Genomic DNA, 26,579 nt, shown 5'->3' on the forward strand with positions numbered 1-26,579 from the left:
CTTACTTCACCCCCTTCTTTACGACGTTCGCCATGAAGGCCTTGCTCTCGGGGATCATGGTGTTGGGGTCCCCCGCGTAGGGGGTCAGCAGGTTGGCCGAATCCCCGGTGGTGAAGATCTCCGGCTTCTTGTCGTTGGCGTTGTACTTGCGCTCTGCCGTGGTGGACCATCCGTAGTGCCACGGCAGGCCGATCATGTGCACCGTGTTGCCGTCGATCACGAAGGGCTTCATGCGCGGCGTCACGATGGCCACGGCGTCGACCTCTCCCCGGGCGGTCTTGACCGTGACGAGTTCGCCGTTGGAGATGCCCCGTTCCTTGGCCAGCTCCTCGCTCAACTCGACGAACATGCCGGGCTGCATCTCCACGAGCCAGGGAACCCAGCGGGTCTGCAGGCCCGTCTGCCAGTGCTCGGTGACGCGGTAGGTGCTGCAGATGAAGGGGAACCGCGGGTCGCAGGATGCGATCGTGTCGACATCCGTGCCCGTGCCCACGCCTTCCTTTTCCCAGCGCTTGGCCACGGGGTTGTTGTACTGCGGCGACAGGAGGTTCTTCTCCACCGGGCACTCCATGGGCTCGTAGTGCTCGGGGAAGGGCCCGTCGGCCAGTCCCGGCCCGAAGAGGCTCGCCACGCCGTCGGGCTTCATGATGAAGGGCCCGCGGCCGCTTCCCGGGTCGCCCACGCCGTCGGGAACGTCACCGACCCACTTCGTGCCGTCCCACTTGATGACGGCCCGCTCCGGGTTCCAGGGCTTTCCCGTGTCGGGGTGCACCGAGGCGCCGTTGTAGAGGATCCGGCGGTTGACCGGCCAGGCCCAGGCCCACTGCGGGTAGAGGCCGAGGCCCGTGGGGTCGGCCTTGCCGCGCCGCGCGGCCATGTTGCCCGCGTCGGTGTAGGAGCCGCAGTAGACCCAGCAGCCCGAGGAAGTCGAACCGTCGTCCTGCAGGAAGGCGAAGCTCGGCACCTGCTGTCCCTTCTTGAAGGGGACCTTCTCCTTCGTGGCGGGGTTCTCGACGACCTTGTCCGCCAGGAAGGTGCCGTTGATCTCCCGGGCGACGGCGTGGACGTCGAGGTGATAATGGCCGTTGGGCAGGAACTTGCCGTAGTTCCAGGTGAGCTTCGTGATGGCCTCCTTGTTGGGGCCGCCCTCCTTCTCGTAGAGGGCCTTCACCTTGAAGTACAGCTCGCTCATGATGTCACCGTCGGGTATCGCATTGCCCACCGGCTTGACGGCCTCGTAGCGCCACTGCATCCAGCGGCCGCTGTTGGTGACGCTGCCCTCCTTCTCGACGGAGGAGGCGCAGGGCAGCAGGAAGACCTCCGTCTTGACCTTCGCGGGGTCCATGCCCGGGCCGCGCCAGAAGGAGCCCGTCTCGTTGTCGTAGAGGTTGACGTTGACCATCCAGTCGAGCTTCGCCAGGGCCTGGCGGACCTTGTTGGACGAGGCGCCGGAGGCCGCCGGGTTCATGCCCCAGGCGAAGAAGCCCGTGAACTTGCCCTTGAACATGTTGTCGAACAGGGTGAGCCACGAGTAGTCCACGCCGTCATCGAGCTTCGGCAGCAGCGAGTAGGCCTCCTCGAGGGTCGCGTTCATGCCGTACATGGAGCGAAGGTAGCTCGCGATGTATTTCGGCGTGTTCTTCGGCCAGTTGAGGGCCTTGGCCTCCTTGGTCTGGGGAGTTCTCGCCTCCATGAAGCTCTTCAGGGTGGGGTTCGAGCCCCGGGGGGTCCCGATGTACCCCGGCCAGATGTGGAACAGCAGGCCGTGGTCCGTGGACCCCTGGACGTTCGATTCGCCCCGCAGGGCCTGAACGCCGCCGCCGGGGATGCCCATGTTGCCCAGCAGGAGCTGGATGATGGCCATCGTCCGGACGTTCTGGACACCGACGGTGTGCTGCGTCCAGCCCATGGCGTAGAGGATGTTGCCCGCCTTGGCGGGGCCCGTCGAGGAGGCGTACATCTTGTAGACCTCCAGGAGCTTGTCCTTCGGCGTGCCCGTGATCCGGACGACGAGGTCCGGGGTGTAGCGGCTGTAGTGTTTCTTCAGGAGTTGAAAGACGCACCGGGGGTCCGTCATCGTCGGGTCCTTCTTGATGACGCCGGCCGCATCGGTCTGGTAACTCCACGTGGTCTTGTCGTACTTGCCGCCGACGAGCCCCGAGAAGACGCCCTTGTTGTCGCCGGGCAGCTTGAAGTCGGGGTTCACGAGGAACGTCGCGTTGGTGTACCGCTTGACGTATTCCTCGAAGTAGAGCTTGTTGTCCAGGATGTATTTGATCATGCCGCCCAGGAAGGCGATGTCCGCCCCCGAGCGGATCGGGGCGTAGAGGTGCGACTTGGCGGCCGATTGCGTGAATCGGGGGTCCACGCAGATGAGCTTGGCTCCCCGGTCCATCGCCCTCTGGATCCACTTGAAGGAGACGGGGTGGTTGGCTGCGGGGTTGGACCCCATGATGAGGATCACATCACTCCATTGGAAATCAATGTAGTGATTCGTCATTGCGCCGCGTCCGAACGACTCTGCCAGAGCCGGTACCGTGGCGCTGTGTCAGATCCGGGCCTGGTGTTCGATGTACACCAGACCCAACCCCCTCAGGAACTTCTGGTAGAGCCAGCACTCCTCGTTGTCCATGGCGGCCGAGCCGACGGAGGCGATGCCGTCGGTGCGGTTCACGAGCTCGCCCTTGGCGTTGCGGGCCTTGAAGCTCTTGTCCCGGCTCGTCTTGATGTTGCGGGCGATCTTGTCGAGGGCCCACTCCCACTCGACCTCCTGCCACTCCGTCGCGTAGGGTGCCCGGTAGCGGGGCTTGTCGAGGCGGTTGATGTTGTTGGCCATCTGGTAGATGGAACCGCCCTTGGGGCAGAGCGTCCCCTGGTTGATGGGGTTGTCGGGGTCGCCCTCGGTGTTGATCACCTTGCCGTCGCGGACGGACACGATGATGCCGCATCCCACGGAGCAGTACGGGCAGACGGTTAGGGATTCTTTCGTGTGGATCGTCTTCAGCGCCCTGGCATGCGCCCTGGCGGGGCTCAGGCTGATGCCGAGCCCGCCGGCGGCCAGCGTTGCGCCGGAGAGCTTCAGGAAACCTCTTCTGCTGACATCCATAAAAACCCTCTCTCCTTTCTGAAGCTGTGGCGGGAAAACTCCCCCCTCTCCTCTCATGCCCGCGACGGGCAAAACGGGCATGACGAAACATCATGCCGGGATGGGAAAAAAAGACCGGTTTCGGACTCCCGAACAAAAAGCGAACCTGAACGTGTGGTGATTAGGATGGGCCGCTGGCGGAAGACCTGAAAAACCGCGCATGCTATATCGCCCGGACCGGTCGGTGTCAAGGGTTTTTTGAACGCAACGGCCGATGCAATCGTCACCCCATGTCATGAATGACATAAATTCGGCCATGTCGGCAAAAATCGGCCTCTGGACTGCGGTGTCGGGGGGGTGGGTTCCCGGCTGCTTTTTTCCGGGCCGCCCCGTGCGGCGGGCTCAAAAAGCCGCCTGCCGGACGGGGCAGGCGGCTCGCGGGATTCTCCTCAAGATTTATCTGAGCTTTTCCAGTTCCTTGACCAGGCTCTCCAGGGGCGGGCGCTTGTTGATATCGTGCACGTCGATGTAGCGGATGACCCCTTTCTTGTCGATCACAAAGAGGGCCCTCTCGCTCGTGCCGTCGGTGCGGAGCACCCCGTAGGTCTCGGCCGCCTTGCCGTGGGGGTAGAAGTCCGAGAGCACGGGGAACCACAGCCGGCCCATCTGGTTCGTCCAGGCGTAAAGGGTGGGGATGTTGTCCACCGTGATCCCCAGCAGGACGGCGTCGTGTTTGTCGAAGATGTCCTTTACGATGTTGTAGCCCGGCCACTGGTCCGAGCAGACGGGGGTCCAGGCGGCGGGGACGAACGAGAGGACGACGTTCTTTTTCCCCCGGTACCGGCCCAGGGAGACCTTTTCACCCGCCGTCGAGGGCAGGGTGAAGTCGGGCGCCGCATCGCCGACCTTGACCTTCAGGACGCTGTCGACGGGCTTGAGATCGCTGGGGACATAGATGTTGTCCTTGAAGGCCTCCGAGTGGGTCTGTGCCCAGGCGGGGGAGCCCAGGGCCGCCGTCATCATCAGGGCGACGAACAGGGCGATCTTTTTCATGGCAGCCTCCTCACAGCCCGGCGGATTTCTTCAGTGTCGCCAGGAACTCGGGAACCTCCCCGAAGCTGCCCAGCCTGGTGTAGGTCACGTCCTGGGTCCCGTCGGGGTTGAGCCTCACGGCGATGAAGAAGGGGGTGCGGACCTCGCCGCACTTCTTGTGGATTTCATAGTCGGGGTCCGGGAAGATGGGGAAGGGCACACTGTATCGCTTCCGGAAGACCTCCACCTCGTATGCGGAATTGCCGGCGCCGATCCCGATGATCTTGATTTTCCCCCTGGCAGCGGGGTCCTTTTCGATCGCCTCGAACAGCTGGTTGACGATGGGCGCCTCCTTCTGGCAGAAGGGGCAGTACATGCTCAGGATCTCGATGAGGACGAGGTTCGCCTTGATGTCGGCGATCTTGAAAGTCTTGCCCCAGCCCGAGAGGCCGAGATGGTCCCGGTCGGCCCGCTCGTTCGGAACCGGGAGGGTAAGGTCGAACAGCCTGTCGCCGGGCTTGGGCTGCCCGGCTCCGAGCACGGGGACGGCCGCTGCCATGCAAGCCAGCAGCAGAACGGAAACCAGGATCGTCTTCTTCATCTCGTTCCTCCGCACGATGGATCGTCCGAATTTTGAATCCGCCGGGCTCTCTTGAAAACCCCTCCGTTTCCTTGCATGAAGAAAAGCATAACAGAAAAGGGTGCGAAGGTCAAAAAACGATGCCCTTCCGCACCGCATCGGGAGTGCCGAGTCTGCGGAAAAAAAGGGGGGGAGGCGGGGGCCGGTTCCATGTCCATTGTGACACAAGACAGTCCGACGGCAGACAACCCGGGAGTGAAACGACGGAAAGCGCCAGCGCTGTTTTTCCGCAAGGCCCGAATGAAATGAATTGTCTTGACTTTTGTGCGGAAATGACGTACCGACGTAACCGGTCTACCTCTTTATTCTTGGTCTCTCTTTTTAGCGGCCGGCAGCCAATTCTATTATGCCGACTCGTTTTTGCGTGCCCATTTTCCTGCTGGCCGTTACCCGGTTCTTGGAATTCGAATGCTGAAGGAGACCCGGCAGAGCCGAAAGGCGTTGCGAGGCCTTTGCAGAACTGCATGGAATCAACTCCCCTAGCCGGGGGAGAGAAACTTCCTGATCTCGGTTCGGTTTTGAAAGGGGGTTCTATGGGGAAAGACGATTACACCAAAACGGTAGGCCGGCATTACAACCGGCTGTTGGAACAGTGCAAGGTCCACATGGACCGCTTCGACAGGGAGTACCCCGCCCCGCGGGAGGACTTCCAGGCCCTGCTGAAGGAGCGGGGCATCACGAGGCGGGACTTCCTCAAGTGGACGTCCTGCATGACGGCGGCCCTCATGCTGCCCCCCGTCTTCGAGCCCATGGTCGCCCGGGCCGCGGAGAACTTCAGCCGCCTGCCCGTCGTGTGGCTCCACTTCGCCGAGTGCACGGGCTGCACCGAGTCCCTGCTGCGCTCGTCCTACCCGAACGTCGATGACATCCTGCTGGAGACCATTTCACTCGAGTACCACGAGACGATCATGGCCGCCGCGGGCGACCAGGCCGAGAAGTGCCTCGAGGATGCCATGCACCACTTCCCCGGCAAGTACGTCTGCGTCATCGAGGGCGCAATCCCGATGGGCCTCAACGGCCAGTACATGCGCCTCGGCCCCAAAGCGGAGACGGGCCTCGAGATCGGCAAGAGGGTGACCGCCAAGGCCGCGGCGACGATCTGCGTCGGCTCCTGCGCCATCTGGGGCGGCATCCCCGCGGCCCGGCCCAACCCCACTGACGCGGCGGGCGTGCGAAAGGCCCTGGGCGTCTCCACGGTCAACATCGCGGGCTGTCCCCCCAACACGGTCAACTTCACGGGGACGCTCTTGTATTTCCTCATGTTCGGCGGCATGCCGCCCCTCGACGGGCAGGGCCGTCCGGTCTGGGCCTACGGCAAGCGCGTCCACGACTTCTGCGAGCGGCGTGGGCACTACGACGCGGGCGAGTTCGTGGAGCAGTGGGGCGACGAGGGCGCACGGCGGGGCTGGTGCCTCTACAAGGTCGGCTGCAAGGGCCCCTACGCCTTCGCCAACTGCTCCCACCTGCGATTCAATGACGGCATTTCCTGGCCCATCATGGCGGGGCACGGCTGCATCGGCTGCACGGAGATCGGGTTCTGGGACACCATGGCGCCCCTGGAGAAGCCGATCCACGAGGCCACGATCGGCGGCGGGGAGCGAACCGTCGACGACATCGGCATCATGCTGACGGTTGCGACGGCGGCCGGCGTCACGGCGCACGGCATCTTCAGTGCGCTTCGTCACGGCGGATCCGACAAGCAGGACGAAACCCCGCACAAGGAAGGGAAGGAGTGAGGAGGTGAGCCATGGCGAAGCGAATGATCGTTGATCCCATCACGAGAATCGAGGGACATCTCAGAATAGAGGTCGAGCTGGACGACAAGAACACCATCCGGGACGCCTGGAGCAGCATCACGCTGTGGCGGGGCATCGAGACGATCCTCAAGGGGCGCGACCCGCGGGACGCGGGGCTCATCGTGCAGCGCTTCTGCGGGGTCTGCACGTACGTGCACTACGAGGCGAGCATCATGGCCTGCGAGGACGCCTTCGGCATCAAGCCGCCGCCCAACGCGCGGATCATCCGGAACCTGATGCAGGGGGCCTGGTACCTCGGGGACCACATCATGCATTTCTACCACCTGCACGGGCTGGACTGGGTCGACGTGGTGAGCGCGCTGAAGGCCGACCCGAGAAAGGCCGTGGAGATCGCGATGAGCGTGTCTCCGAACCCGTACAACAGTTCCCAGACACACTACAAGGCCGTCCAGGAGCGGCTGGGCAGGTTCGTCAAGTCGGGCCGCCTGGGGCCCTTCGCCAATGCCTACTGGGGAAACCCCTCCTACAAGCTCCCCCCCGAGGCGAACCTGGTGATCCTCTCCCACTACCTCGATGCGCTGGAAGTGTCCAAGGTGGCGGCCCAGGCACAGGCCATCTTCGGCGGCAAGAACCCGCACCCGCAGTCGCTGGTCGTGGGCGGCGTGACCTGCGTCCTGGATGCGATGAACCCGAGCCGCCTCGGAGACTACCTCTTCCGCGTCAAGGCGGTGAACGACTTCGTCGCGCGGGCCTACATCCCCGATGTCATCCTGGCGGCCAGGTACTACAAGGGCGAGGGCATCGCCGGGATCGGCGGCGGCGTGAAGAACTACATGTGCGTCGGCGGCTTTCCTCTTGACGATGCCGGGACGACCTTCCTCTTCCCCAGGGGCATCGTGAAGAACCGCAACCTGGCGAAGCTGCTGCCGATCGACGAGTCGAAGATCACGGAGGAATCCGTGCACGCCTGGTATCAGGACGACAAGCCACAGCACCCCTTCGAAGGAACGACCGTCCCCAAGTACACCGGCCTGGACAAGAACGGCCATCTGAAGGGCGAAGAGAAATACAGCTGGTGCAAGGCGCCCCGCTATGACGGCGAGCCTGTCGAGGTGGGGCCGCTTGCCCGCATGATCGTCGGCTACGCCGCGGGCGACAAGAAGATCAAGCCGCTCGTCGAAGGCACGCTGAAAGCCACGGGGCTTCCGGCGACAGCGCTCTTCTCCACGCTGGGACGGACGGCGGCCCGCGCCATCGAGACGAAACTCGTCGGCGACCAGATCGAGGGCTGGTTCAATGAACTCGTCGCAAATCTCAAGAAGGGCGACATGCGGACCTGGACCCCCTGCGAAGTGCCCAGGGAAGGCCAGGGCCGCGGCATGACGGAGCCGCCGCGTGGCGCGCTCAGCCACTGGATCCGGATCAAGGACCACAGGATCGCCAACTACCAGGCCGTGGTTCCCTCCACGTGGAACTGCTCGCCGAGGGACAAGAGCGGCAAGCGGGGCCCCTACGAGGAATCCCTAATCGGGACGAAGCTCGCGAAGGCGGATCAGCCGCTGGAGATCCTCCGGACGATCCACTCCTTCGACCCCTGCATGGCCTGCGCGGTCCACATCATCAAACCCAACGGCGAGATCCGCAAATTCAGGGTGGCCTGAAAGGAGGGTGCCATGGAAGCGATCGTTCCCCAGAAGCACTGGACCGCGGCCATCCGGATCAACCACTGGGCCATGGCGGTGGCCATCTTCGTGCTCATCGGCACGGGGTTCCTCATCGCCTACCCCATCACCGTGCAGGTCGGCGAGACGTGGCAGAAGTTCTCCGTCGGAACCATTCGGTTCGTCCACATCCTCTTCGGCGTGTTCCTGACCCTGCTGTTCGTCTGGCGGGTCTACCTCGCGTTCTTCTCCACCTTCAGGGCGGATTGGAGGGACCTGCTGGCCTTCACGAACATCCCCGACACGGTCCGGCAGATCAAGTTCTACCTGCTCATCGACAAGAAGGGCCCCCCGCACAGGGGCCTCTACGGCCCCATGCAGTCGATGGCCTACCTGGGCCTCTTCGGCATGGTCTTCCTCATCGTGGTCACGGGGCTCATCCTCATGGGGGCGGGCTACGGCACGGGGCTCACGAGCTGGGTCTACGCGATCCTGAAGCCCGTCGAGGGCCTCCTGGGGGGACTGGCCGCGGTGCGCTACATCCACCACGTGCTCACCTGGGGCTTCGTCCTCTTCATCGTGGTGCACGTCTACATGGCCTTCTGGTATGACGCCGTCCTGAAGGAGGGGACCCTCTCCTCCATGGTGAGCGGCTACATGTATCCGAAGGGCGATCACTGATTCGCCGCTGGCGATTCGGCTGAAGAACAGGCAAACAAAGGGGGGAGAGCCGATCTCCCCCCTTCTTGACTGCGGGCGTGCTTTCGTCGGGCAACATGCCTGACACGTGAAAGGAAGAAGTTGGGAAGGCAGGAAGGGATCAGGTTGTGATTTGTTGAGGATGGCGGACAAGCGACGCATCACCATCTTGGGTCTCGGCAACATCCTCATGAAGGACGAGGGCTTCGGCGTCCACTTCGTCAGGTGGCTCGGCGGCCGCTGGGCCTTCCCCGAATCGGTCGAGCTCATCGAGGGCGGGGTCATGGCGTACGCCCTGCTGGGCCCCGTCTGCGGCTGCGAGCATCTCATCGTCGTCGACGTCCTCAAGACGGACGACGAGCCCGGCGCGGTGTACCGGTTCACCCTGGCGGAAATCGAGCCGAAGCTGCCGCCGCCCACCTCGGCCCACGAGGTGCAGTTCCTCGACGTGCTGTGCAAGGCCGAGATGCTCGACGAGGCCCCCGAGGTGGTCTTCCTCTGCGTCGTGCCGGTGAACATCCGGGACATGGACATGGAGATGACGCCGCTGATGCGCGAGAAATTCCCGATCGTGGAGGAGCTCCTGATGCAGGAGCTGGCCCGCCACGGCATCCGGCCGGAGAGAAACCATGCATGAGCTTTCGCTTGTCGAGTCCATCCTGCAGATCGTCGACGAATACGCGGCCAGGGAGGGGTTCTCCCGCGTGACGGCCCTGCGTCTCTCCTGCGGGAGGCTCTCCTGCGTCGTCCCCCAGGCGCTGCGCTTCGCCTTCGACATCCAGTCGAAGGGAACACGCGCCGAGGGCGCGGCGCTCGACCTCCAGGTCCTGCCCGCCGCGGTCCACTGCCTGGCCTGCGCGAAGGATGTCGAGGTCGACCGCTTCGAGGCCCAGTGCCCCGAGTGCAATGGGGTTGACGTGTTCCTGGTGAGGGGGACGGAGGAGCTGAAGCTCATAGAACTAGACGTAGAGTAATAACGTTGACCAGGCGCAGCGGGCGATAATAGAAGGTAAGAAGGTGAGAGGGTAAGAAGGTTGGATAAGCCGGCAGCCGGATTCCATCTCGACGCGTTTCCAACCTTCTCACCCTCTTACCCTCTGCCTTGCGGGGGCATCTGGGCATTTTTGACAAACCCGGAAATGTGATAAGGTATCCGCCCTGAGATTGGGAGAACAAGGCAACAGACCATGTGCATCGCTTTCCCCGGCAAGATCCTGAGCATCGACCCGGACAACTTCGCCGTCATCGAGATCAGCGGGACGCGGCGCGAGGTCTCCCTCGACATCGTCGACGAGCCCGTCACCGTGGGGGACTATGTCATCTGCCACGCCGGATACGCCATTCAGCGCATCGACGAGGAGGCGGCCCTGGAGAAACTCTCCTTCCTGCAAGAGCTCATCGACAATGAAATATATTGATGAATACCGCAGCCCCGATCTCGTCCGGGGCCTGCTCGACGCCGTGGCGATCCTCGCGGCGGGCATCGGGCGCGACGTCTCCCTCATGGAGATCTGCGGCACCCACACGCACGCCGTCGGGCGGTACGGGTTGCGAAGGCTCCTGCCCGGGACCCTTCGTCTCGTCTCGGGGCCGGGATGCCCCGTTTGCGTGACCTCCATCGGGGACGTGGACCGGGCCCTGCACCTTGCGGGCCTGCCGGGCGTGACGTTTGCGACCTTCGGCGACATGCTCCGCGTCCCGGGGACGGGCGGCGAGAACCTCGCGAGGCTGCGCGCTGCGGGGAAGGACGTCCGGGTCATCGCGTCGCCCGCCGACGCGGTCCGTTTTGCCGAGGAGAACCCTGCGAGGCAGGTCGTCCTGCTGGGGATCGGCTTCGAAACGACGGCGCCCACCGTGGCCGCGGCCGTTCTGCGCGCCCGGGAAAGGGGCGTGGGGAATCTTTCCGTCTTCTCGGCGCACAAGACGGTGCCGCAGGCCATCCGGGCGCTCATCGCGGACCGGTCGCTGAACATCGACGGCTTTCTGTGCCCCGGCCACGTGAGCGTCATCACAGGCGTCGAGGCCTACCGGATGATCCCTCAGGCGGGCCGGGCGGCCGCCATCACCGGTTTCGAGCCCGCCGACATCGCCGAGGGGGTCCTGCTGCTCCTGCGCCAGATCGCCGACGGCCGCTTCGAGGTGGCCATCCAGTATGCCCGCGGCGTGAAGGCGCAGGGCAATGCGCGGGCCCGGGAGGTCATGGCGGAGGTCTTCGAGCCGGGTGACGCCGAGTGGAGAGGGCTCGGCGTGATTCCCGGAAGCGGCCTTCGCATCCGGCGCGAGTTCGAGGCGTTCGACGCCCTGCGGCGGTTCACGCTGCCCGAGATCCGGTCCGCCGAGTTCAGGGGGTGCCGCTGCGGCGACGTCCTGCGGGGCGTGATGTCCCCCGACCAATGCGGCCTGTTCGGGGAGGCCTGCACGCCGGCCAGTCCGCTGGGGCCCTGCATGGTGTCGGGGGAAGGGACGTGTGCCGCCTATTATAAATACGAGCGGGGCTTGTGACCGGGGGCAACAGACGGACGAAAGAAGGTGAGAGGGCAAGAGGGCAAGAGCGTTTCCTTTGGCCTTCCGCCATGTGCCATCAGCCTGAAGGAGTTGTGATCGATGAAAGTCACCGTTGTGAAGAACGTGCTCGACGCCAACGAGCGGATCGCCGCGGAGAACCGCAGGCTGTTCGACGAGAAGGGGATCTACGTCATCAACCTCATGAGCTCTCCCGGCGCGGGCAAGACGTCTCTCGTGGAGAAGACGATCACGGCGCTGAAGGACCGCTACCGCATCGCCGTCATCGAGGGGGACATCCAGGACACCTGTGACGCCGACCGGGTGGCGGCCCTGGGCATCCCCGCCGTCCAGATCAACACGGGCGGCGCCTGCCACATCGACGGCAACATGATCCGCGAGGCGCTGCCGGCCCTCGATCTCGACAGGGTGGACCTGCTGATCACGGAGAACGTGGGCAACCTCGTCTGCCCCGCCGAGTTCAAGATCGGCGAGAACGCCAAGGTGATGATCCTGAGCACGCCCGAGGGGGCGGACAAGCCCGCCAAGTACCCCCTGATGTTCCAGGAGTCGGCCGTCATGGTCATCAACAAGATGGACCTCAAGCCCTACGTGGACTTCGATCTCGAGAAGGCGCGGCGGGACGCCCTGGCCCTGAACCGCGACCTCAAGATCTTCGAGGTCTCCTGCAAGACCGGCCAGGGGCTCGAGGGCTGGGTGGACTGGCTGGCCGGCCAGATCGAGGCCTTCCGGAATCGATGAGCCGGGCTCGCAGGCGCATCCGAACCCTCTTCACCGGTGTCGTCCAGGGGGTGGGGTTCCGCCCCTATGTCTACCGCGTCGCGGTCAGGCACCGGCTCGGGGGATTCGTCTGCAACACGCCCGAGGGCGTCACCCTCGAGGTGGAGGGACCGGCGGGCCGGCTGGCGAAATTCCATGCCGAGCTCGCGAAGGGCTTCCCCCCCGCCTCCGACGTGCAAGGCATGTCGCGTTTCGAGGTCGACGCACTCGGGGAGACGGAGTTCCGCATCATCGCAAGCGAGCAGGAGGGCGAGAGGCGCGTCCTCATTTCCCCCGACATCGCCACCTGCGCCGACTGCCTCCGCGAGTTGACGGACCCTGCGGACCGGCGCCACCGCTACCCGTTCATCAACTGCACGCACTGCGGCCCGCGCCTGACGATCATCCGCGACGTCCCCTACGACCGGGCCAACACGTCGATGGCCTGCTTTGCCCTGTGTCCCCGGTGCCGGGCCGAATACGAGGATCCCGCCGATCGCCGCTTCCACGCCGAGCCCAACGCCTGCCCCGTCTGCGGGCCCAGGCTCTGGATCACCGACGGCGAGGGGCAGGCGCTCGAGGGCCCCCCTTCGGACCCGGTGGAGAGGGCCGCGGAGCTTCTCCGGGCGGGCAAGATCCTTGCCGTCAAGGGGCTCGGGGGCTTTCACCTGGCCGTCGATGCCTTGAATGAGGAGGCCGTGAGGCGCCTGCGCTCCCGGAAGTACCGCGAGGAGAAGCCGCTGGCCGTCATGGTGAGGGACGTCGGCGCGGCCCTGCGGATCGCGAGGGTCGGTCGGGCCGAGCGGGAGCTTCTCCTCTCCCCCCGGCGGCCCATCGTGCTGTGCCGGAAACTCGGCGACGGAACGGTTGCGCCCTCCGTGGCGCCCGGTGTGCCCAACCAGGGCATCATGCTGCCCTACACGCCGCTTCACCACCTGCTCATGGAGAAGGGCTTCTCGGCCCTTGTCATGACGAGCGCAAACCAGGTCGACGAGCCCATCTGCGTGTCCAACCGCGAGGCCCTCGCGCGCCTGAAGGGCATCGCCGATTTCTTCCTTTTTCACAACCGCGACATCCTCGTGCGCTGCGACGACTCGGTGGCCGCCGTCATGGGGAAGGCGCCGGTTCTGCTGCGGCGCTCCCGCGGCTGGGCCCCGAGGCCCGTCCCGCTGAAGCGCCCCTACCCCCGCGTGCTCGCCCTCGGCCCGCACCTCAAGGCGACGCTCTGCATCCTCAGGGGCAGCCTTGCCTGGCTGAGCCCGCACATCGGCGACCTCGAGACCCCCGAGGCCCGTGACTTCCACCGCGAGAGCCTGCGGGTCATGGAACGCATCGCCGGGTGCCGTCCCGACGTGATCGCCTGCGACCTGCACCCGGCCTACTGGACGACGAGGCTGGCCGAAGAGCTCCCCCGCGCCGAGATCACCCGGGTCCAGCACCACCATGCCCACATCGTGAGCGTCATGGCCGAAAACGGGCTTTCGGGCGAAACGATCGGTCTGGCCATGGACGGCACGGGCTACGGGCCTGACGGGACCGCCTGGGGCGGGGAATTCCTCGTGTGCGAAGAGGCCGACTACCGGCGGGCGGGCCACATCCGGCCCTACCCGCTCCCCGGGGCCGAGAGGGCGGTGCGGGAGCCCTGGCGCACGGCGGCAAGCCTCCTGAGGGAGAGCTTCGGCGGGCAATGGCGCGAAGTGGCGGTGAAACTTCCGCTCCGCGAGAAAGAGGGCCAGTTCGCCGTCCTGGAGAACATGATGGCCCAGGGCTTCAACAGCCCTCTCACCTCGAGCCTGGGACGCGTCTTCGACGGCGTTGCGGCCATCCTGGGGACACGGCTGGCGGTGAGCTTCGAGGGGCAGGCGGCCATGGAGCTGGAGGCCATGGCGGCGGACCGCTCAAGGAGGCGCTACCCCTATGAGATCGCCACGGACGGGGGGAAGCTCCTCCTCGATGTGAGGCCCCTGATCCGGGCGGTTGCCGACGAGAGGATCCGGGGACAGGACCCGGCTGTCATCGCCGCGGCCTTCCACCGGACCGTCGCCGAGGCCGTCGCGGCCGTGGCCGCGGCCGTCCGCGAGCGGACGGGGCTGGGCACAGCCGCCCTCAGCGGCGGCTGCTTCCAGAACCGCGTGCTCCTGGAGGGGACGCTGCAGGCCCTCGAGAAGGGCGGCTTCAGGGTCTACCGGCACCGGTTCCTGCCGAGCAACGACGGCTGCATCGCGCTGGGGCAGGCCGTCGTCGCTGGTGCACGGCGGCTGGCGCGAGGGCCGAGGACCGAGGATCACGGATAGCAGCGAAGGGGAAAAAGGATGAAACACGACCGGATTCTTCTCGAGCACGGGGGCGGGGGGCTGTTGAGCCACGAGCTGATCACGGAGGTCTTTCTGCCGATTCTGGGAAACCCCTGCCTGGAGCGGCTCGAGGACAGTGCGGTCGTCCGCGTGGGAGACCTGCTGCTGTGCTTCACGACGGACTCCTATGTCATCGACCCGATATTCTTCCCCGGCGGCGATATCGGGTCGCTCGCCGTCCACGGGACCGTGAACGACCTGTCGGTCTGCGGGGGGATGCCGCTCGTCATGAGCGCAGGCTTCATCCTCGAGGAGGGCTTCCCGATGGAGGACCTGCGGCGGGTCACCCTCTCCATGGCCGAAGCCGCCAGGAAGGCCGGCGTCGCCGTCGTCACGGGGGATACGAAGGTGGTCGCCCGGGGGGCCGCCGACGGCCTGTTCATCAACACCTCCGGCATCGGCCTCGTCGAGTACCCGGCGTCCCTCTCGGTGAAGAGCATCGCCCCGGGGGACACGGTCATCGTGAGCGGCACCGTCGGCGACCATGGCGCCGCCGTGCTGAGCCGCCGCAGGGAACTGGGGGTGATCTCCGAGGTCCGCTCCGACTCGGCCCCCCTCAACGGCCTCATCAGGGCGGTCCTCGAGGCGAGCCCCAACGTCCACTGCATGCGCGATCCCACCCGGGGGGGCCTCGGGGCGATCCTCGCCGAGATCGCCGCGCAGTCGGGCTGCCTGATCGAATTGCGGGAGAAGGACGTGCCCGTCCGGGAGGAGGTGCGGGGGATCTGCGAGATCCTCGGGTTCGATCCCCTCTTTCTCGCCAACGAGGGGAAGGTGGCCGTCTTCTGCGCCCCCGAGGACGCGGAGAAGGTGCTGGCGGCGATGCGGGCCCACGAGTACGGCAAGGAGGCCGCCGCCATCGGCTCCGTGGGCGCGCGCGGCCGGGGGCGGCTCGTGCTCCGCACGGCCATCGGGGGCTCCCGCGAGGTCGACCTCCCCGTGGGCGAGCTGGTACCGCGGATCTGCTGAGGACATACTGCTTGACAGGCCCCGCCGTCTGTGGCACGGATGGATAAAACGTGCCATGGGAGTGCGTATGTCCGAGATCATCCGTTTCGGCGTGTCCCTCGAGAAAAACCTGCTTCTGCGGTTCGACCGCCTGATCCGGGAGAAGAAGTACACGAACCGCTCCGAGGCGATCCGGGACCTGATCCGGCAGGAGATGGTCAAGAAGGAGTGGGAAGAGGGGGGGGATGTGGCCGGGGCCATCACCTTCATCTACGATCACCACAAGCGCGACCTGCTCAACCGGATCATGGACCTCCAGCACGATTATCAGAACATCATCATCTCGACGCAGCACATCCATCTCGACCACGACAACTGCCTGGAGATCGTGGCCGTCAGGGGGAACGCCGGCGACGTCCTTGAACTGGCCGATGCCCTGAAGGCCCTCAAGGGGGTGCGGCACGGCACGCTGAGCATGACGGGGACCGGGAAAGAGACGAAGTGATTTTTTTGGGCCGGGCGGTAGCACGATTGCCGGGAACATAGCATGTTCCCGCGCCGCAACGGCTGCAGGGGTTCACAGGAGAGACGATGCCCAAGATCCTCTTCTGCGGCAAAGGGGGCAGCGGGAAGAGCACCCTGCTTGCCCTGCTTGCCCTCTACGTCGGCGAGACCCGCGACGTCCTGGTCGTCGATACGGACGAGTCCAACACGGGGCTGGCCCGCATGATGGGCCTTCAGCCGCCGCGGCAGACACTCATGGACTACCTCGGCGGCAAGTCCGCCTTCCGCAGGCGGATGGGCGCACCGGGAGAGAAGACGGGATTCCTCGAGCAGCCCGGCGGCCCGGCAGGGCTCCCCCCCGGGGCCTGCGAAAGCGTCCGGGGCCGCATCCGCCTGGTCTCCGTGGGGAAGATCGAGCACGCCCACGAGGGCTGCGCCTGCCCCATGGGAGTGCTGGCGCGCAGCGTCCTCGGGAGCCTTCCCGCCGCAGACGGCCGGTGGGTCCTCGTCGACACGGAGGCCGGCATCGAGCACATCGGCCGGGGGCTGCTGGAGGGGATGGATGCCGCCGTCGCCGTCGTCGATCCGTCCCGGGACGCCGCGGCCCTGGCGGGCAAGATCGTGAAGCTCGCAGCCGAGGACGGCACGCGCTGCCTCGTGGTCATGAACCGGGTGGACGGCCACACGGGCGCGCTCCTGCGCGAGGCCCTCGAGGACGAGGGGCTCCGCGCCGTCGCGGCGTTCGGGAACAGCCGGGCCGTTGCCGAGTCGAACCTCCGGTCGCGACCTCTGCCTCTCGAGGATCTCCGCGGGGAGATCGAAAAACTGGCGGAGGCCCTCGAGCGGTGAGAGGAAAGGCCCTTGCCCTTGCGGCCGCATGTCTTCTCGCCCCGGCCGTTGCTTGCGCCGCGCACGACGTGACCGTCCAGGACATGGCGGGCCGGTCGGTGCGGGTGTCCGGGGGCGCGAGCCGCATCGTCGCTCTCGGTCCGGGGGCCCTGCGTCTCGTCGTCTACCTGGGCGCGATCGACCGGGTCGTCGGCGTGGAGGAGGCGGAGAAGGGCCGCTTCCCCCTTGCGGCGCGACCCTACGGGCTGGCCGTCCGGGACCGCATCATGGCCCTGCCTTCCGTCGGGGAGGGCGGGGCGGGCCGGACCCCGGACCCCGAGAGGATCCTCGCCCTGAGGCCGGACCTCATTGTCGGCGTGGGGCTCGACCCGGCGCAGGTCTCGGGGCTCGAGGCCAAGACGGGGGTCCCGGTGCTCGTCCTGGACTACGGCGAGATCGGGGTCTTCCGGGAGGAGGCCCTGCAGTCCATCGCGCTTCTGGGGCGGGTCACGGGGCGCGAGGCGCGGGCCGCGGAGATTCTCCGCTTCGTCGATGCCTGCCGGGCGGACCTCGGGCGCCGGACCGCGCGCATCGAAGGCCCGAAAAGACCGCGCGCCTACGTGGGGGGCATCGGCCACAAGGGACGACACGGGCTCCTGAGCACCGAGGCCGGCTTCCTGCCCCTGGCCATGGCGGGCGGACGGAACGTGGCCGACGAAACGGGCCGCGGGGGGCACCTCTTCATCGATCGGGAGCAGCTCCTGGCCTGGAGACCCGAGGTGATCTTCATCGACGTCAACGGCCTCGATCTTGTCGCGGCGGACTACACCGCCAACCCGGCGTATTACCATGCGCTGGAGGCCGTGAGGAAAGGGCGTGTGTACACCCTCTATCCCTACAACTTCTACGGCACGAACATCGAGGTGGCCCTCGCCGATGCCTACTTCATCGGCAAGATCCTGTATCCCGAACGGTTCCGTGACGTCGACCCCGTAAGGAAAGCAGGGGAGATCGTCCGTTTCTTTGTCGGCCGGCCCGTTCTGGACGGGATGAAAGAGGCCTACCCCGGCTTCGGCAGGGTGTCCTTCGAGGGAGGGCGGATCGATGTCCGGTAACGCTGCAGACATCCTGGCGGGATATGGCGCCCTGCTGGGGCGCAAGGCCGCCGTCGTGGCGGTGCTGGCGGCCCTCGTCGTTGTCCTCGCACTGGCCGGCCTCTCCGTGGGGTCCTATCCCCTCTCCATGGCGGATCTCCTGGCGGCTCTCGCCGGGAGGGCCGACGGGGTGACGTCCCACGTCGTCAGCAGCATCCGGCTCCCCCGGGCCGCGGCGGCCGTCACCGCGGGGGCCTCGCTCGGTGTTGCCGGCGCCGTGATGCAGAACGTGATCCGCAACCCGCTCGCCTCCCCGTTCACGCTGGGCGTCTCCCAGGGGGCGGCATTCGGCGCCGCCCTTGCGATCGTGGCGCTCGGCGGCCATGCGGCAAAGGGCCTGGCCACGACGGTGCAGTCGTGGCTGGTGGCGCTGTCGGCCTTTGCCGGCGCCTTGGCCACCGTCGCGGCCATCCTGCTGCTGTCCACGCTGCGTCGCCTCACGCCCGCGTCGCTGATCCTCGCGGGGGTGGCCATGAGCGCCCTGTTCGGCGCGGCGACGATGTTTCTGCAGTTCTTTTCGACGGATTCGCAGCTGGCGGCGACGGTCTTCTGGACCTTCGGCGATCTCGGGCGCGCCGGCTGGGGGGACGTCCTCCTGATGGCCGCGGCCCTCGCGCCGGGGATGGCCTACTTCCTGTGGAACAGCTGGGGCTACAATGCCCTGGAGTGGGGAGACGAGACCGCCGGCGGGCTGGGCGTCTCCGTCGGGACCCTCCGCCTGGCGAGCCTCGTGGCATCGGCCCTCGTGGCCGCCGTCACCGTCGCGTGCCTGGGGGTCATCGGGTTTGTCGGCCTCGTGGCGCCCCACGTCATGCGCTTCTTCGTGGGCGACGACCACCGCTTCCTTCTCCCCTGCTCGGCCCTGTGCGGATCGTCGCTTCTGCTTGCCGCCGACATCCTGTCGCGGGTCCTCCTGGCGCCGGTCGTCGTCCCCGTCGGGATCGTGACGACCTTTGCCGGGGCCCCTCTGCTGCTCTACCTCCTGATGAAGGGACGGAGGGTGCTGTGACGCTCGAGATCGAGAACATCCGTTTTTCCTACGGCAAGACCCCCGTGCTCAGGCAGGTGAGCCTCCGGGCCGAACCCGGGCATGTCGTCGCCGTTTTGGGTGAAAACGGGTCGGGCAAATCGACGCTCCTGCGGGCGATCCATCGGCTCCTGGTGCCGCAGGGGGGGAGCGTCTTGGTCGAGGGACGCGCCGTTGACCGCATGAGCCCGCGCCAGATCGCCCGCCTCATGGGATACCTGCCCCAGAAGTCCCCCGAGGCGTCGTTCACGGTCTTCGACGCCGTTTTGCTGGGCAGGGCCCCGCACCTCCAGTGGAGCGTTTCGCAGCGCGACAGGGAGGTGGTTCTGCGGGTGCTCTCCCTCCTGAACCTGGAGAAAGAGGCCCTGAGGAACGTCCTGGAGCTCTCCGGCGGGGAGATGCAGAAGGTCTTCATCGCGAGGGCCCTCGCACAGGAGCCGAGGGTCCTGCTTCTCGACGAGCCGATCAACCACCTCGACGTGAAAAACCAGATCGACGTCATGACGATCCTCCGGCGGGTGACGGCGGAGCTCGCCATCGTGTCCCTCGTCGTCCTGCACGACATCAACAACGCCCTGCGCTTCGCGGACCGGTTCCTTCTCATCAAGGCGGGTGAGGTTGTCGCCTTCGGCGGGCCCGACGTGATCACCCCCGCCAACGTCCGCACGCTCTACAACCTGGATGTCACGGTGGCCCGGGTCGACGGGGTTGCCGTGGTCGTTCCGAGGGCGAACGGCAAGGCCGCCGCCCCGATCGGAACAGGGGTGGATTGACGATGGAGCGTCTCCCGGAAACCCGCAGCCCCCTCGCATCGGCCGCCGCGGCCTCGCTTGCGCTGCATGCCGCCGTTGTCCTTGCCGTCATCCTGTGGGCGGCGGACTCCGCCCCGAGGCTGATCGTGGGCGGCGGGGGCGGGGTCATCGCCGTATCCCTCGTGGACGATGCGGCCTCACACGGGCAGACGGGGGGCGACCGGCAGGACGCGGGCATCACCGCAAGGCCGGCAAGGGCCGCGGCGGATCGAAGAGACAAGAGGGCCCCTGAGAAGCGGGTGAGTGCGGCCGAGGCGTCGATGCGCGAGACCCCGCCCCGGGGGGACGCCGGGACGGAGCTCGCCGTCACGGGGGCCGTCTTCCCTGCCCAAGCCGGCACGGCAGGCGTCGGCGTCGCCGTCGCCGGGGCAGCGGAGGCCGCCGGCAGGGGGGTGGACGCTGCAGGCGCGCAGATCACGGGTGCCATTCCCCGATACCGCGACAACCCGCGCCCGGACTACCCCAGGGCGGCACGGCTGAAAGGCTGGGAGGGTCTCGTGCTCGTGGACGCGGAGGTGGGCGCCGATGGAACGGTTGAAGACGTGCGGCTCAAGGCATCGTCCGGGCACGCCGTGCTGGACCGCTCGGCCCTCGCCGCCGTCCGTGACTGGAAATTCGAGCCGGGCAGGCGCATGGGCGTCCCGGTGAGGATGCGGGTGGACGTGCCGGTCCGGTTCGTGCTGCGGGAATAAAAGGGGGCCGGGGCCCGTCAGGCCGAGAGACAAGGCCCCGGCTCTATGGGGCTCCGGTCAGACGGCCCGCGCGACGATGAAAACGTACCGCAGCGGCGCCGAGTCGGTGTTGAACACGTTGTGGGTTGTCCGGGGCGGGATGAAGACCACCTGCCCCCCTTTCACCGGGCGCCTGCCGTAGCCTTCCGCCTCCACCTCGCCGGCACCTTCCAGGATGACCAGGATCTCCTCGTGGTCATTCGTGCTGTGCTCGCCGACATCCCCTCCGCTCTGCAGCGTCACCAGTCCCGAGCGCATGGTCACGCTGCCTGGGGGCGAGAGGATCGGGAAGTAGGGCACCTCGGGCCCCGGGAGGGTGAGGATGAAGGATTCCAGAGGGCCCCGCTCTTTCGTCTCGGCCTGCATCGTCGTGTTCTCCTTTGTCCGCTCAGAATTTCAAATCCAGCCCGACCATAGCAGTTGTTCCCGGCATGGGGTAGTCCTTTTTCAGGGCGTAGCTCTCGTTGGTCAGGTTCTCGCCGGCGATGTAGACCTCGCCCTTCGCACCGAGTGTCCGGCTGGTGAACTCCCAGGCCAGTTTCGCATTCAGGAGAAGGTATGCGCTGACGGCGGCGATGCTGGTTCCCCCCCAGTCGGCCTGGCGGTTGTTGGCCGTGAACTGGTTGTCCACGTAGAGAGCATCGGCGCTGAACTTGACGTTCCGCAGGAACCGGCAGTTGACCCCGGCGCTGGCCGCCCACCCGGGGGAATAGGGGAGGTTGGATGGCGAGCGATCGAAAATGCGCGTGACGCCGGCAAAGAGGGACAGGGTGTCGATCGGGGCCCAGCTCACCGTGGCCTCGACGCCCTCGACCCGGAAGTCGCCGATGTTTTCATATCGAGGGGGGGCGGGGGACGTCACCAGGACCATGCGGTTCTTGCCGTGGTCGTTGAAGTAGGTCAGGTCGGCGCGGAACATCCGGCCGACGGTGTGGCTCAGGCCCGCCTCGACATGATCCACCGTCTCCGCGTCGAGGCTCTTCCATCGCGTGTTGCCGCCCCAAAAGAGCCTGGACTGCGCCGTGACATAGACGCCGGGGTAGTTGACGCCCTTTGCATAGGAGGCGTGGAATTCCGTCGGTCCGTAACCCACGACGAGCCCTGCCTGGGGTCCCCATTCGGCGTCGAAGTCGCTGTGCGAGAAATAGCGGGCCCCGGCCGAGGGGATCGCGTACCAGCCGCTCTTTTCCCCGAAGAGGTGGCTCAGGGCCGCGTAGGGCGAAAGGATGCGGAAGGTCTCCCGGGGGAATGTGCTGTCGGCCCGGGGGGCATCCCTGTCGATGGTGACCTTGCCCCCGATGAAATCCAGGTCGACGCCGCCGAGGATCTCGCCGTTCTTCCAGGGGGTGATCGTCTCCTGCAGCCGGGCGCCGTAGTTGTCCCAGTCCGTCGTGGTGTCATAGAAGAAACCCGCCGGATCCCGCTGGTCCTGCCAGTCGCCCGTGCCCCGGTTCCAGTAGAGCTTCAGCGTCCCCTTCGCCGCAGCGTAGTGGTGGGCCAGGGTGAGCACCGTCATCTGGTCGTTCGACCGGTACGTGCCCTGGCGGGCAGCGGGATTTCCCTCCGGGCCCGGGTCCTCGGCGAAATTGTTGGTCGCGTTCCCCGTGAGGCTCACGGTCCAGGACGGATGGATCTGATGACCCACCCGGGCGAAGTACTCCTGCAACTCGCCGCTGGAGAAATCCCGGTGGCCGCTGGACGAGCGGAAGCCCTGGAGAAGGTAATAATCGGTGTTTCCGACTTTGCCGCCGTGTTCGACCCCTTGGGAGAAGGTGGCGTAGGAGCCGTAACCCGCCCGGACGTTCGTGTAGAACCCCTCTTCCGCCTGCCGCTTCGAGACCACGTTCACCACGCCAAAGGCGCCGTTGCCGAACAGGACGGGCTGCGCCCCCTTGTAGATCTCGATCCGCTGGGCCCGGTCGACGCTCATGATGTCCATGAGGGGGTGGGACCACACGCCGACGGCCTTCGGGATGCCGTCGACGGCCGTCAGGATTTCGCCACCCGGCCTGGAACTGCCCCTGCCGCGGATGTAGATGGCGCCGCCGTCGCCCCCGCCGAAGCTCCCGACGACATTCTGGCGCGAGATGATCACGCCGGGGACCATCCGGACGGCCGACTGGAAATCCTGGGCGTTGAGCGCATTGATCTGGTCCTCCGACACGGTGGTGACCTGGCTTCCCAGGCGGTTGACCTGGTTGCCCTCCGTGATGGGCGATGCGACGACGACCACCTCATCGAGGCGCGCGGCGGTCTTCTTCTCTTCCGCGGCAAAAAGCGCCGAGGCCTGCAACACGAGGATGCCGGCCATCAGCCATCGCACGGCGCCTCTTCCAACCATTCCCTTTCCTCCTTCCCCCCGGGCCGGGCGCCGGCCTCGGCATGAAGTGAGTAACATGAATGTGAGAATCGTGGCACGAACCGGGGAAGAAAAAGACCGCGAAGCGAAGCGGCCCGCGATGCCCGTCTTGGTAACACGAGCGTGAGTTTCGTAGCACAGCCGCCACGTGCTGTCAACCGGTTTCTTCCCCTTCACCTGGTTTTCAGGGGGCGGGGAATCCCCGGCGGCTGGCGGTCAGTGCCTGCCCCTGAACTCCGATTTCATGTACTCGGCGATGGCCCGGGCCTGCTCGGGGCTGACGGGCTGCGCCGGCATGCGGCCCTGGCCCTTGAGAATGCCGTTGACGATCTTCCGGTCATCCGTTTTCTTCCAGTGGTCGGGGTTCGTGAAATCGGTGATTTTCCCGCCGAAGGACGGCGCTGCAATCCCTTTCCCGTCCCCCTTCTCGCCGTGGCAGACGACGCAGTGATTCCGGCAGAGCGCCTCCCTTGCCGGCCGTGCCAGCCGGCCGATAGTCGGGACCGCAACGCCAAAGACAGCGGGCAGCGCCGCAGCGGTCACCCGGGCGGTCCGGACGGCGTTCGCCGTTGCCGTCATCGGACCCCCGGCCCCTTCACTTCTTGAACGACGATTTCATGTACTCCACGACGGCCCTTGTCTCCTCGGGGGAGAGCGGGATGGCGGGCATGCGGCCCTTGCCCTCGACGATCGCCTTCGCGATGGCCGCGTCGTCGTTGGCCTTCCAGAAGTCCGGCCCGAAGGGCGCGATCTGCATGATGATGCCCTTGCCGTCGCCTTCGGCCCCGTGGCACAGGGCGCAGCGGTTGTTGTAAATCTGCTTTCCGTCCTGGCCGATGGCGGGCGTGACAAGCAGCACGGGGAACAGGGCAAGGATCAGAAGCGTTCCGCATGTCGCCGCACGGGCGGTCCTTCTGTTCAGCATGGCTATCCTCCTCGTCGATGGCTGGATTTCGGCTGCCGGCTTCCATTGTAGTGAACCGCCGCCCCGGCGTCAACCGCCCTTCGTTCTTGACCCGTGGGGTGAAGTCGGGTAGAAAGAACCGATGCTTGCAACAGGCGAAATCGCCGGACGCCTGCACCGCCGTCTTCTCGACGAGAGCCGGCGGGTTTTCGTCGAGGGCGTCAGGATCGGGGCGAGCTACATCGCCGTGGTCCTGGCCGGGGAGCGCGTCGGGCTCGCCGCCCGGCTCAAGGAGGCCGTCGGCACGGAGATCGAGCCCCCGCGCGACGGCGGCCGATGGGCGCGGAGGCCGGCGGAAGAGCTCCTGCAGATGCTGGTCTCCGGCCGGGGAGCGGTTGAGCGCGCGCTGGGACTCGCCACGGCCAACGCTCTCATCGACCCCCCCGCCTCGGACGAGGGGGAAGACACGATCGGCCTCATGCGGCTCCGGCCCGGCGAGCGGGTCGCCATGGTGGGGCTCTTCCGGCCCATCGTTCCGCGGCTCGAGGCCTCCGGGGTGCGGCTCACGGTCATCGAGCGGGACACGCCGGCGAGTGAGAGGCGCGAGGCGCTCGGGGCCTGCGACGTGGCCATCGTCACGGCCACGACGATTTTGAACGGGACCCTCGAGGGGATCCTCGGCGAGTTGCGGCGCCCGCGCCACGTCGCCCTCATCGGGCCTTCCACGCCCCTGTGCGGGGAGATCTTCCGGGACACCCCCGTGACGCACCTCGGGGGATCGGCGATTGCCGACGGCGCGGCCGTTCTGAAGGTGATCGCCCGGGGCGGCGGGACGCCGGAGATGCGGCCATACCTGCGGTTCGTGAACGTCAGGGTGCAGCGGCCATGAGGAAGATCCCCATCGTGTCCATCGTGGGCTACTCGGGAAGCGGCAAGACGACCCTCGTCGAGAAGCTCATCCCCGAGCTCAGGCGGCGGGGCCTTCGGGTGGCCACGATCAAGCACAACCGCCACGGGTTCGACATCGACCGCGAGGGGAAGGACAGCTGGCGCCACCGCAGGGCGGGGGCGGTCATGACCGTCCTGGCCTCGCCGGGCAAGGTGGCCGTCATGGCCGACACCGAGGGGGACCCGGGCCCCGGAGAGCTGGGGGAACGCTTCATCCGCGGCGTCGACGTCGTCCTCGCGGAAGGATTCAAGAAGAACCCCTACCCGAAGATCGAGGTCTGGCGCCAGGCCCTGGGCAGGGAGTTCATGTCCCGGGACGACCCGGCGCTCATGGCCGTGGCCGGCGACGATCCCGGCGGGCTGACGGCTCCGCGCTACAGCCTCGACGACATCCCGGGTCTGGCCGATCTCATCGTGAGCAGGGTCATGCGGCGATGATGGACTATATCGTCCACAACCTCTTCTCGACCGAGGCCGGTGTCGTCTGGCTCGTCCTGAAGTGGGTCCTCGTCGTCCTGGCCGCCGGCTTCATCGGCCAGTTCGGCAAGGCCTTCGCCACGCACCTGATCCGGAAGGCGCAGGAGCGCAGGAGGCGCGAGGGGCGGCAGACGGCGGAGCCGGCAACGCCCGCAGCCGGTCCCGTCGCGGCGGCCCCTGAGGCCCCCGCGGACATTCCCGCGGCGGCGGATGCCGTGGACGCCGCGGAAGCCGGGCGGAAGGACCGCGACAAGGAGCGGAAGAAGGCCCTCAAGGCGCAGCAGAAGGCCGAGAAGAAGGCACGGAAGGCCATGGAGAAACGGTTGAAGGACTAGAAATGGGGGTCAGGATGAGCGGCAAAAAGCTTCCGGAAGGCGCGTACGACGTCCTCGTCATCGGCGGTGGGCCCGGGGGTCTCACGGCCGGGCTCTACGCAGCCAGGGCCAGTTTCAAGACGCTGCTGGTCGAGTCGGGGATGGTGATGAGCCAGATCACCGTGACGCATCTCGTGGAGAACTACCCGGGCGTCCCCGACATCGGCGGCTACGAGCTCGTGGAGAAGTTCAAGGAGCAGGCGAAGAAGTTCGGGCTCGTGACGGCCTACGCCGCCGTCTCCGGGCTGGAAAAGACGCAGATCGCCGGGATGCCGGGCTGGCGGGTGAAGACGGACGCGGGCAATTTCGATGCCCTCGCCGTCATCGTGGCCACCGGGGCCAACTGGCGCAAGATCGGCGTCCCCGGCGAGGCGGAGTTCACGGGGCGCGGCGTTTCGTACTGCGCCACCTGCGACGGTCCCTTCTACCGCGACCGGGAGGTCGTCGTGATCGGCGGCGGCGACACGGCCGTCCAGGAGGCCTTGTTCCTGACGAACTTCGCGAGCAAGGTGACGATCGTCCACCGGCGTGACCGGCTCCGCGCCACGCCGATCCTGCGCGAGCGGGCCGCCTCGAACCCGAAGATCGCCTTTGCCTGGGATTCCGTCGTGCAGGAGATCGGGGGGACGGAGACGGTGACGCACGTCCGGATCGCAAACGTGAACGACCCGAAGGCCCTGCGGGATATCCCCGCCGCCGGCGTTTTCGTCTTCATCGGCCTCGTCCCGAACACGGAGTTCCTGCAGGGCGTGGTGTCGCTCAACCGGGAGGGGTACATCACGGCGGACCGGGACATGAGGACGTCCGAGCCGGGGATCTTCGCCTGCGGCGACTGCATCGAAAAGCTTCTGCGCCAGGTCGTGACCGCCTGCGGCGACGGGGCCACGGCGGCCTTCTCGGCCCAGCTCTACGTCGAGGAGCTGAAGGGAGAAGGGTACGCGGGGCGGTAGCCCGCGGCAGAAGGTAAGAGGGTGAGAAGGTAAGAGGGTAAGAAAAGACGGAA

27 protein-coding genes are annotated in these 26,579 nt (G+C 66.6%); 20 read left to right on the forward strand and 7 right to left on the reverse strand.

Annotated elements, in window-relative coordinates; all coding sequences use genetic code 11:
• Nucleotide 1 precedes the first annotated feature (1 nt).
• The 3 genes from fdnG to HPY67_11080 all read right to left on the reverse strand — a co-directional run bounded on the left by fdnG (nt 2) and on the right by HPY67_11080 (nt 4,676).
• On the reverse strand, nt 2–3,106 hold the full coding sequence (fdnG, locus tag HPY67_11070; protein ID NPV05260.1) for a formate dehydrogenase-N subunit alpha: 3,105 nt from the start codon (nt 3,104–3,106) through the stop codon (nt 2–4).
• 435 nt (nt 3,107–3,541) lie between these two features.
• Nucleotides 3,542–4,138: a peroxiredoxin gene (locus HPY67_11075; protein NPV05261.1), complete on the reverse strand. Its 597-nt coding sequence runs from the start codon at nt 4,136–4,138 to the stop codon at nt 3,542–3,544.
• A 10-nt stretch (nt 4,139–4,148) separates the two neighbouring features.
• A complete protein-coding gene (locus tag HPY67_11080) occupies nt 4,149–4,676 on the reverse strand; it encodes a TlpA family protein disulfide reductase (GenBank protein NPV05262.1) in 528 nt (175 codons plus the stop codon).
• Nucleotides 4,677–5,362: 686 nt separating this feature from the next.
• On the opposite strand from HPY67_11080, the gene HPY67_11085 reads away from it, so the two are divergent.
• The 16 genes from HPY67_11085 (at nt 5,363) to HPY67_11160 (ending at nt 20,475) form a co-directional block, all read left to right on the forward strand.
• On the forward strand, nt 5,363–6,493 hold the full coding sequence (locus HPY67_11085) for a hydrogenase small subunit (GenBank protein NPV05263.1): 1,131 nt from the start codon (nt 5,363–5,365) through the stop codon (nt 6,491–6,493).
• Nucleotides 6,494–6,504: 11 nt separating this feature from the next.
• A complete protein-coding gene (locus HPY67_11090; protein NPV05264.1) occupies nt 6,505–8,175 on the forward strand; it encodes a nickel-dependent hydrogenase large subunit in 1,671 nt (556 codons plus the stop codon).
• 12 nt (nt 8,176–8,187) lie between these two features.
• Nucleotides 8,188–8,856 carry a Ni/Fe-hydrogenase, b-type cytochrome subunit gene (gene cybH, locus HPY67_11095; GenBank protein NPV05265.1) on the forward strand — a complete coding sequence of 223 codons (669 nt, stop codon included), beginning with the start codon at nt 8,188–8,190 and terminating at the stop codon, nt 8,854–8,856.
• Between the two features lie 160 nt (nt 8,857–9,016).
• Nucleotides 9,017–9,511, forward strand: a complete 495-nt coding sequence (locus tag HPY67_11100) for a HyaD/HybD family hydrogenase maturation endopeptidase (GenBank protein ID NPV05266.1) — start codon at nt 9,017–9,019, stop codon at nt 9,509–9,511.
• Entirely contained in the window at nt 9,504–9,848 is a 345-nt protein-coding gene (gene hypA, locus HPY67_11105; GenBank protein NPV05267.1) for a hydrogenase maturation nickel metallochaperone HypA, read from the forward strand. The genes HPY67_11100 and hypA overlap by 8 nt, the downstream gene beginning before the upstream one ends.
• Nucleotides 9,849–10,061: 213 nt before the next feature.
• Entirely contained in the window at nt 10,062–10,292 is a 231-nt protein-coding gene (locus HPY67_11110) for a HypC/HybG/HupF family hydrogenase formation chaperone (protein ID NPV05268.1), read from the forward strand.
• Complete coding sequence (hypD, locus tag HPY67_11115) at nt 10,279–11,376, forward strand: hydrogenase formation protein HypD (protein ID NPV05269.1); 1,098 nt, start codon at nt 10,279–10,281, stop codon at nt 11,374–11,376. The genes HPY67_11110 and hypD overlap by 14 nt, the downstream gene beginning before the upstream one ends.
• A 102-nt stretch (nt 11,377–11,478) precedes the next feature.
• The gene (hypB, locus tag HPY67_11120) at nt 11,479–12,138 is read left to right on the forward strand and encodes a hydrogenase nickel incorporation protein HypB (protein NPV05270.1); all 660 of its coding nucleotides are present in this window, start codon (nt 11,479–11,481) and stop codon (nt 12,136–12,138) included.
• Nucleotides 12,135–14,450, forward strand: a complete 2,316-nt coding sequence (hypF, locus tag HPY67_11125) for a carbamoyltransferase HypF (protein ID NPV05271.1) — start codon at nt 12,135–12,137, stop codon at nt 14,448–14,450. The genes hypB and hypF overlap by 4 nt, the downstream gene beginning before the upstream one ends.
• 18 nt (nt 14,451–14,468) lie before the next feature.
• Nucleotides 14,469–15,479, forward strand: a complete 1,011-nt coding sequence (gene hypE, locus HPY67_11130; GenBank protein ID NPV05272.1) for a hydrogenase expression/formation protein HypE — start codon at nt 14,469–14,471, stop codon at nt 15,477–15,479.
• Nucleotides 15,480–15,546: 67 nt separating this feature from the next.
• The gene (gene nikR, locus HPY67_11135) at nt 15,547–15,963 is read left to right on the forward strand and encodes a nickel-responsive transcriptional regulator NikR (protein ID NPV05273.1); all 417 of its coding nucleotides are present in this window, start codon (nt 15,547–15,549) and stop codon (nt 15,961–15,963) included.
• 86 nt (nt 15,964–16,049) lie between these two features.
• Nucleotides 16,050–16,811, forward strand: coding sequence for a nitrogenase reductase (locus HPY67_11140; protein ID NPV05274.1), 762 nt, complete (start codon nt 16,050–16,052; stop codon nt 16,809–16,811).
• Nucleotides 16,812–16,894: 83 nt separating this feature from the next.
• Entirely contained in the window at nt 16,895–17,905 is a 1,011-nt protein-coding gene (locus tag HPY67_11145; protein NPV05275.1) for an iron ABC transporter substrate-binding protein, read from the forward strand.
• Complete coding sequence (locus tag HPY67_11150) at nt 17,895–18,953, forward strand: iron ABC transporter permease (GenBank protein NPV05276.1); 1,059 nt, start codon at nt 17,895–17,897, stop codon at nt 18,951–18,953. Before HPY67_11145 ends, HPY67_11150 begins: the two co-directional genes overlap by 11 nt.
• Nucleotides 18,950–19,744 (forward strand): ABC transporter ATP-binding protein, encoded by a 795-nt coding sequence (locus HPY67_11155; protein NPV05277.1) that lies wholly within the window; start codon nt 18,950–18,952, stop codon nt 19,742–19,744. The genes HPY67_11150 and HPY67_11155 overlap by 4 nt, the downstream gene beginning before the upstream one ends.
• Nucleotides 19,745–19,746: 2 nt before the next feature.
• A complete protein-coding gene (locus HPY67_11160; protein NPV05278.1) occupies nt 19,747–20,475 on the forward strand; it encodes an energy transducer TonB in 729 nt (242 codons plus the stop codon).
• Nucleotides 20,476–20,532: 57 nt separating this feature from the next.
• Here HPY67_11160 and HPY67_11165 read toward each other — a convergent pair whose 3' ends face one another.
• The 4 genes from HPY67_11165 to HPY67_11180 form a co-directional block, all read right to left on the reverse strand.
• A complete protein-coding gene (locus tag HPY67_11165; protein ID NPV05279.1) occupies nt 20,533–20,880 on the reverse strand; it encodes a cupin domain-containing protein in 348 nt (115 codons plus the stop codon).
• A gap of 22 nt (nt 20,881–20,902) precedes the next feature.
• Entirely contained in the window at nt 20,903–22,855 is a 1,953-nt protein-coding gene (locus tag HPY67_11170; GenBank protein NPV05280.1) for a TonB-dependent receptor plug domain-containing protein, read from the reverse strand.
• A gap of 234 nt (nt 22,856–23,089) precedes the next feature.
• Nucleotides 23,090–23,452: a cytochrome c gene (locus HPY67_11175; protein ID NPV05281.1), complete on the reverse strand. Its 363-nt coding sequence runs from the start codon at nt 23,450–23,452 to the stop codon at nt 23,090–23,092.
• A gap of 16 nt (nt 23,453–23,468) precedes the next feature.
• Nucleotides 23,469–23,798, reverse strand: coding sequence for a cytochrome c (locus HPY67_11180; GenBank protein ID NPV05282.1), 330 nt, complete (start codon nt 23,796–23,798; stop codon nt 23,469–23,471).
• A gap of 121 nt (nt 23,799–23,919) precedes the next feature.
• Between HPY67_11180 and HPY67_11185 the strand changes: the two genes are divergently transcribed.
• The 4 genes from HPY67_11185 to trxB are packed head-to-tail and all read left to right on the forward strand — an operon-like array spanning nt 23,920 to nt 26,526.
• The gene (locus HPY67_11185) at nt 23,920–24,666 is read left to right on the forward strand and encodes a DUF364 domain-containing protein (GenBank protein NPV05283.1); all 747 of its coding nucleotides are present in this window, start codon (nt 23,920–23,922) and stop codon (nt 24,664–24,666) included.
• On the forward strand, nt 24,663–25,163 hold the full coding sequence (gene mobB / locus HPY67_11190) for a molybdopterin-guanine dinucleotide biosynthesis protein B (protein ID NPV05284.1): 501 nt from the start codon (nt 24,663–24,665) through the stop codon (nt 25,161–25,163). The genes HPY67_11185 and mobB overlap by 4 nt, the downstream gene beginning before the upstream one ends.
• A complete protein-coding gene (locus HPY67_11195; GenBank protein NPV05285.1) occupies nt 25,160–25,537 on the forward strand; it encodes a hypothetical protein in 378 nt (125 codons plus the stop codon). The genes mobB and HPY67_11195 overlap by 4 nt, the downstream gene beginning before the upstream one ends.
• Before the next feature lie 14 nt (nt 25,538–25,551).
• Complete coding sequence (gene trxB / locus HPY67_11200) at nt 25,552–26,526, forward strand: thioredoxin-disulfide reductase (GenBank protein NPV05286.1); 975 nt, start codon at nt 25,552–25,554, stop codon at nt 26,524–26,526.
• Nucleotides 26,527–26,579: the final 53 nt, after the last annotated feature.

The sequence above is a fragment of the Syntrophaceae bacterium genome (assembly GCA_013177795.1).
In the GTDB taxonomy this organism is placed as follows: domain Bacteria; phylum Desulfobacterota; class Syntrophia; order Syntrophales; family UBA2192; genus UBA2192.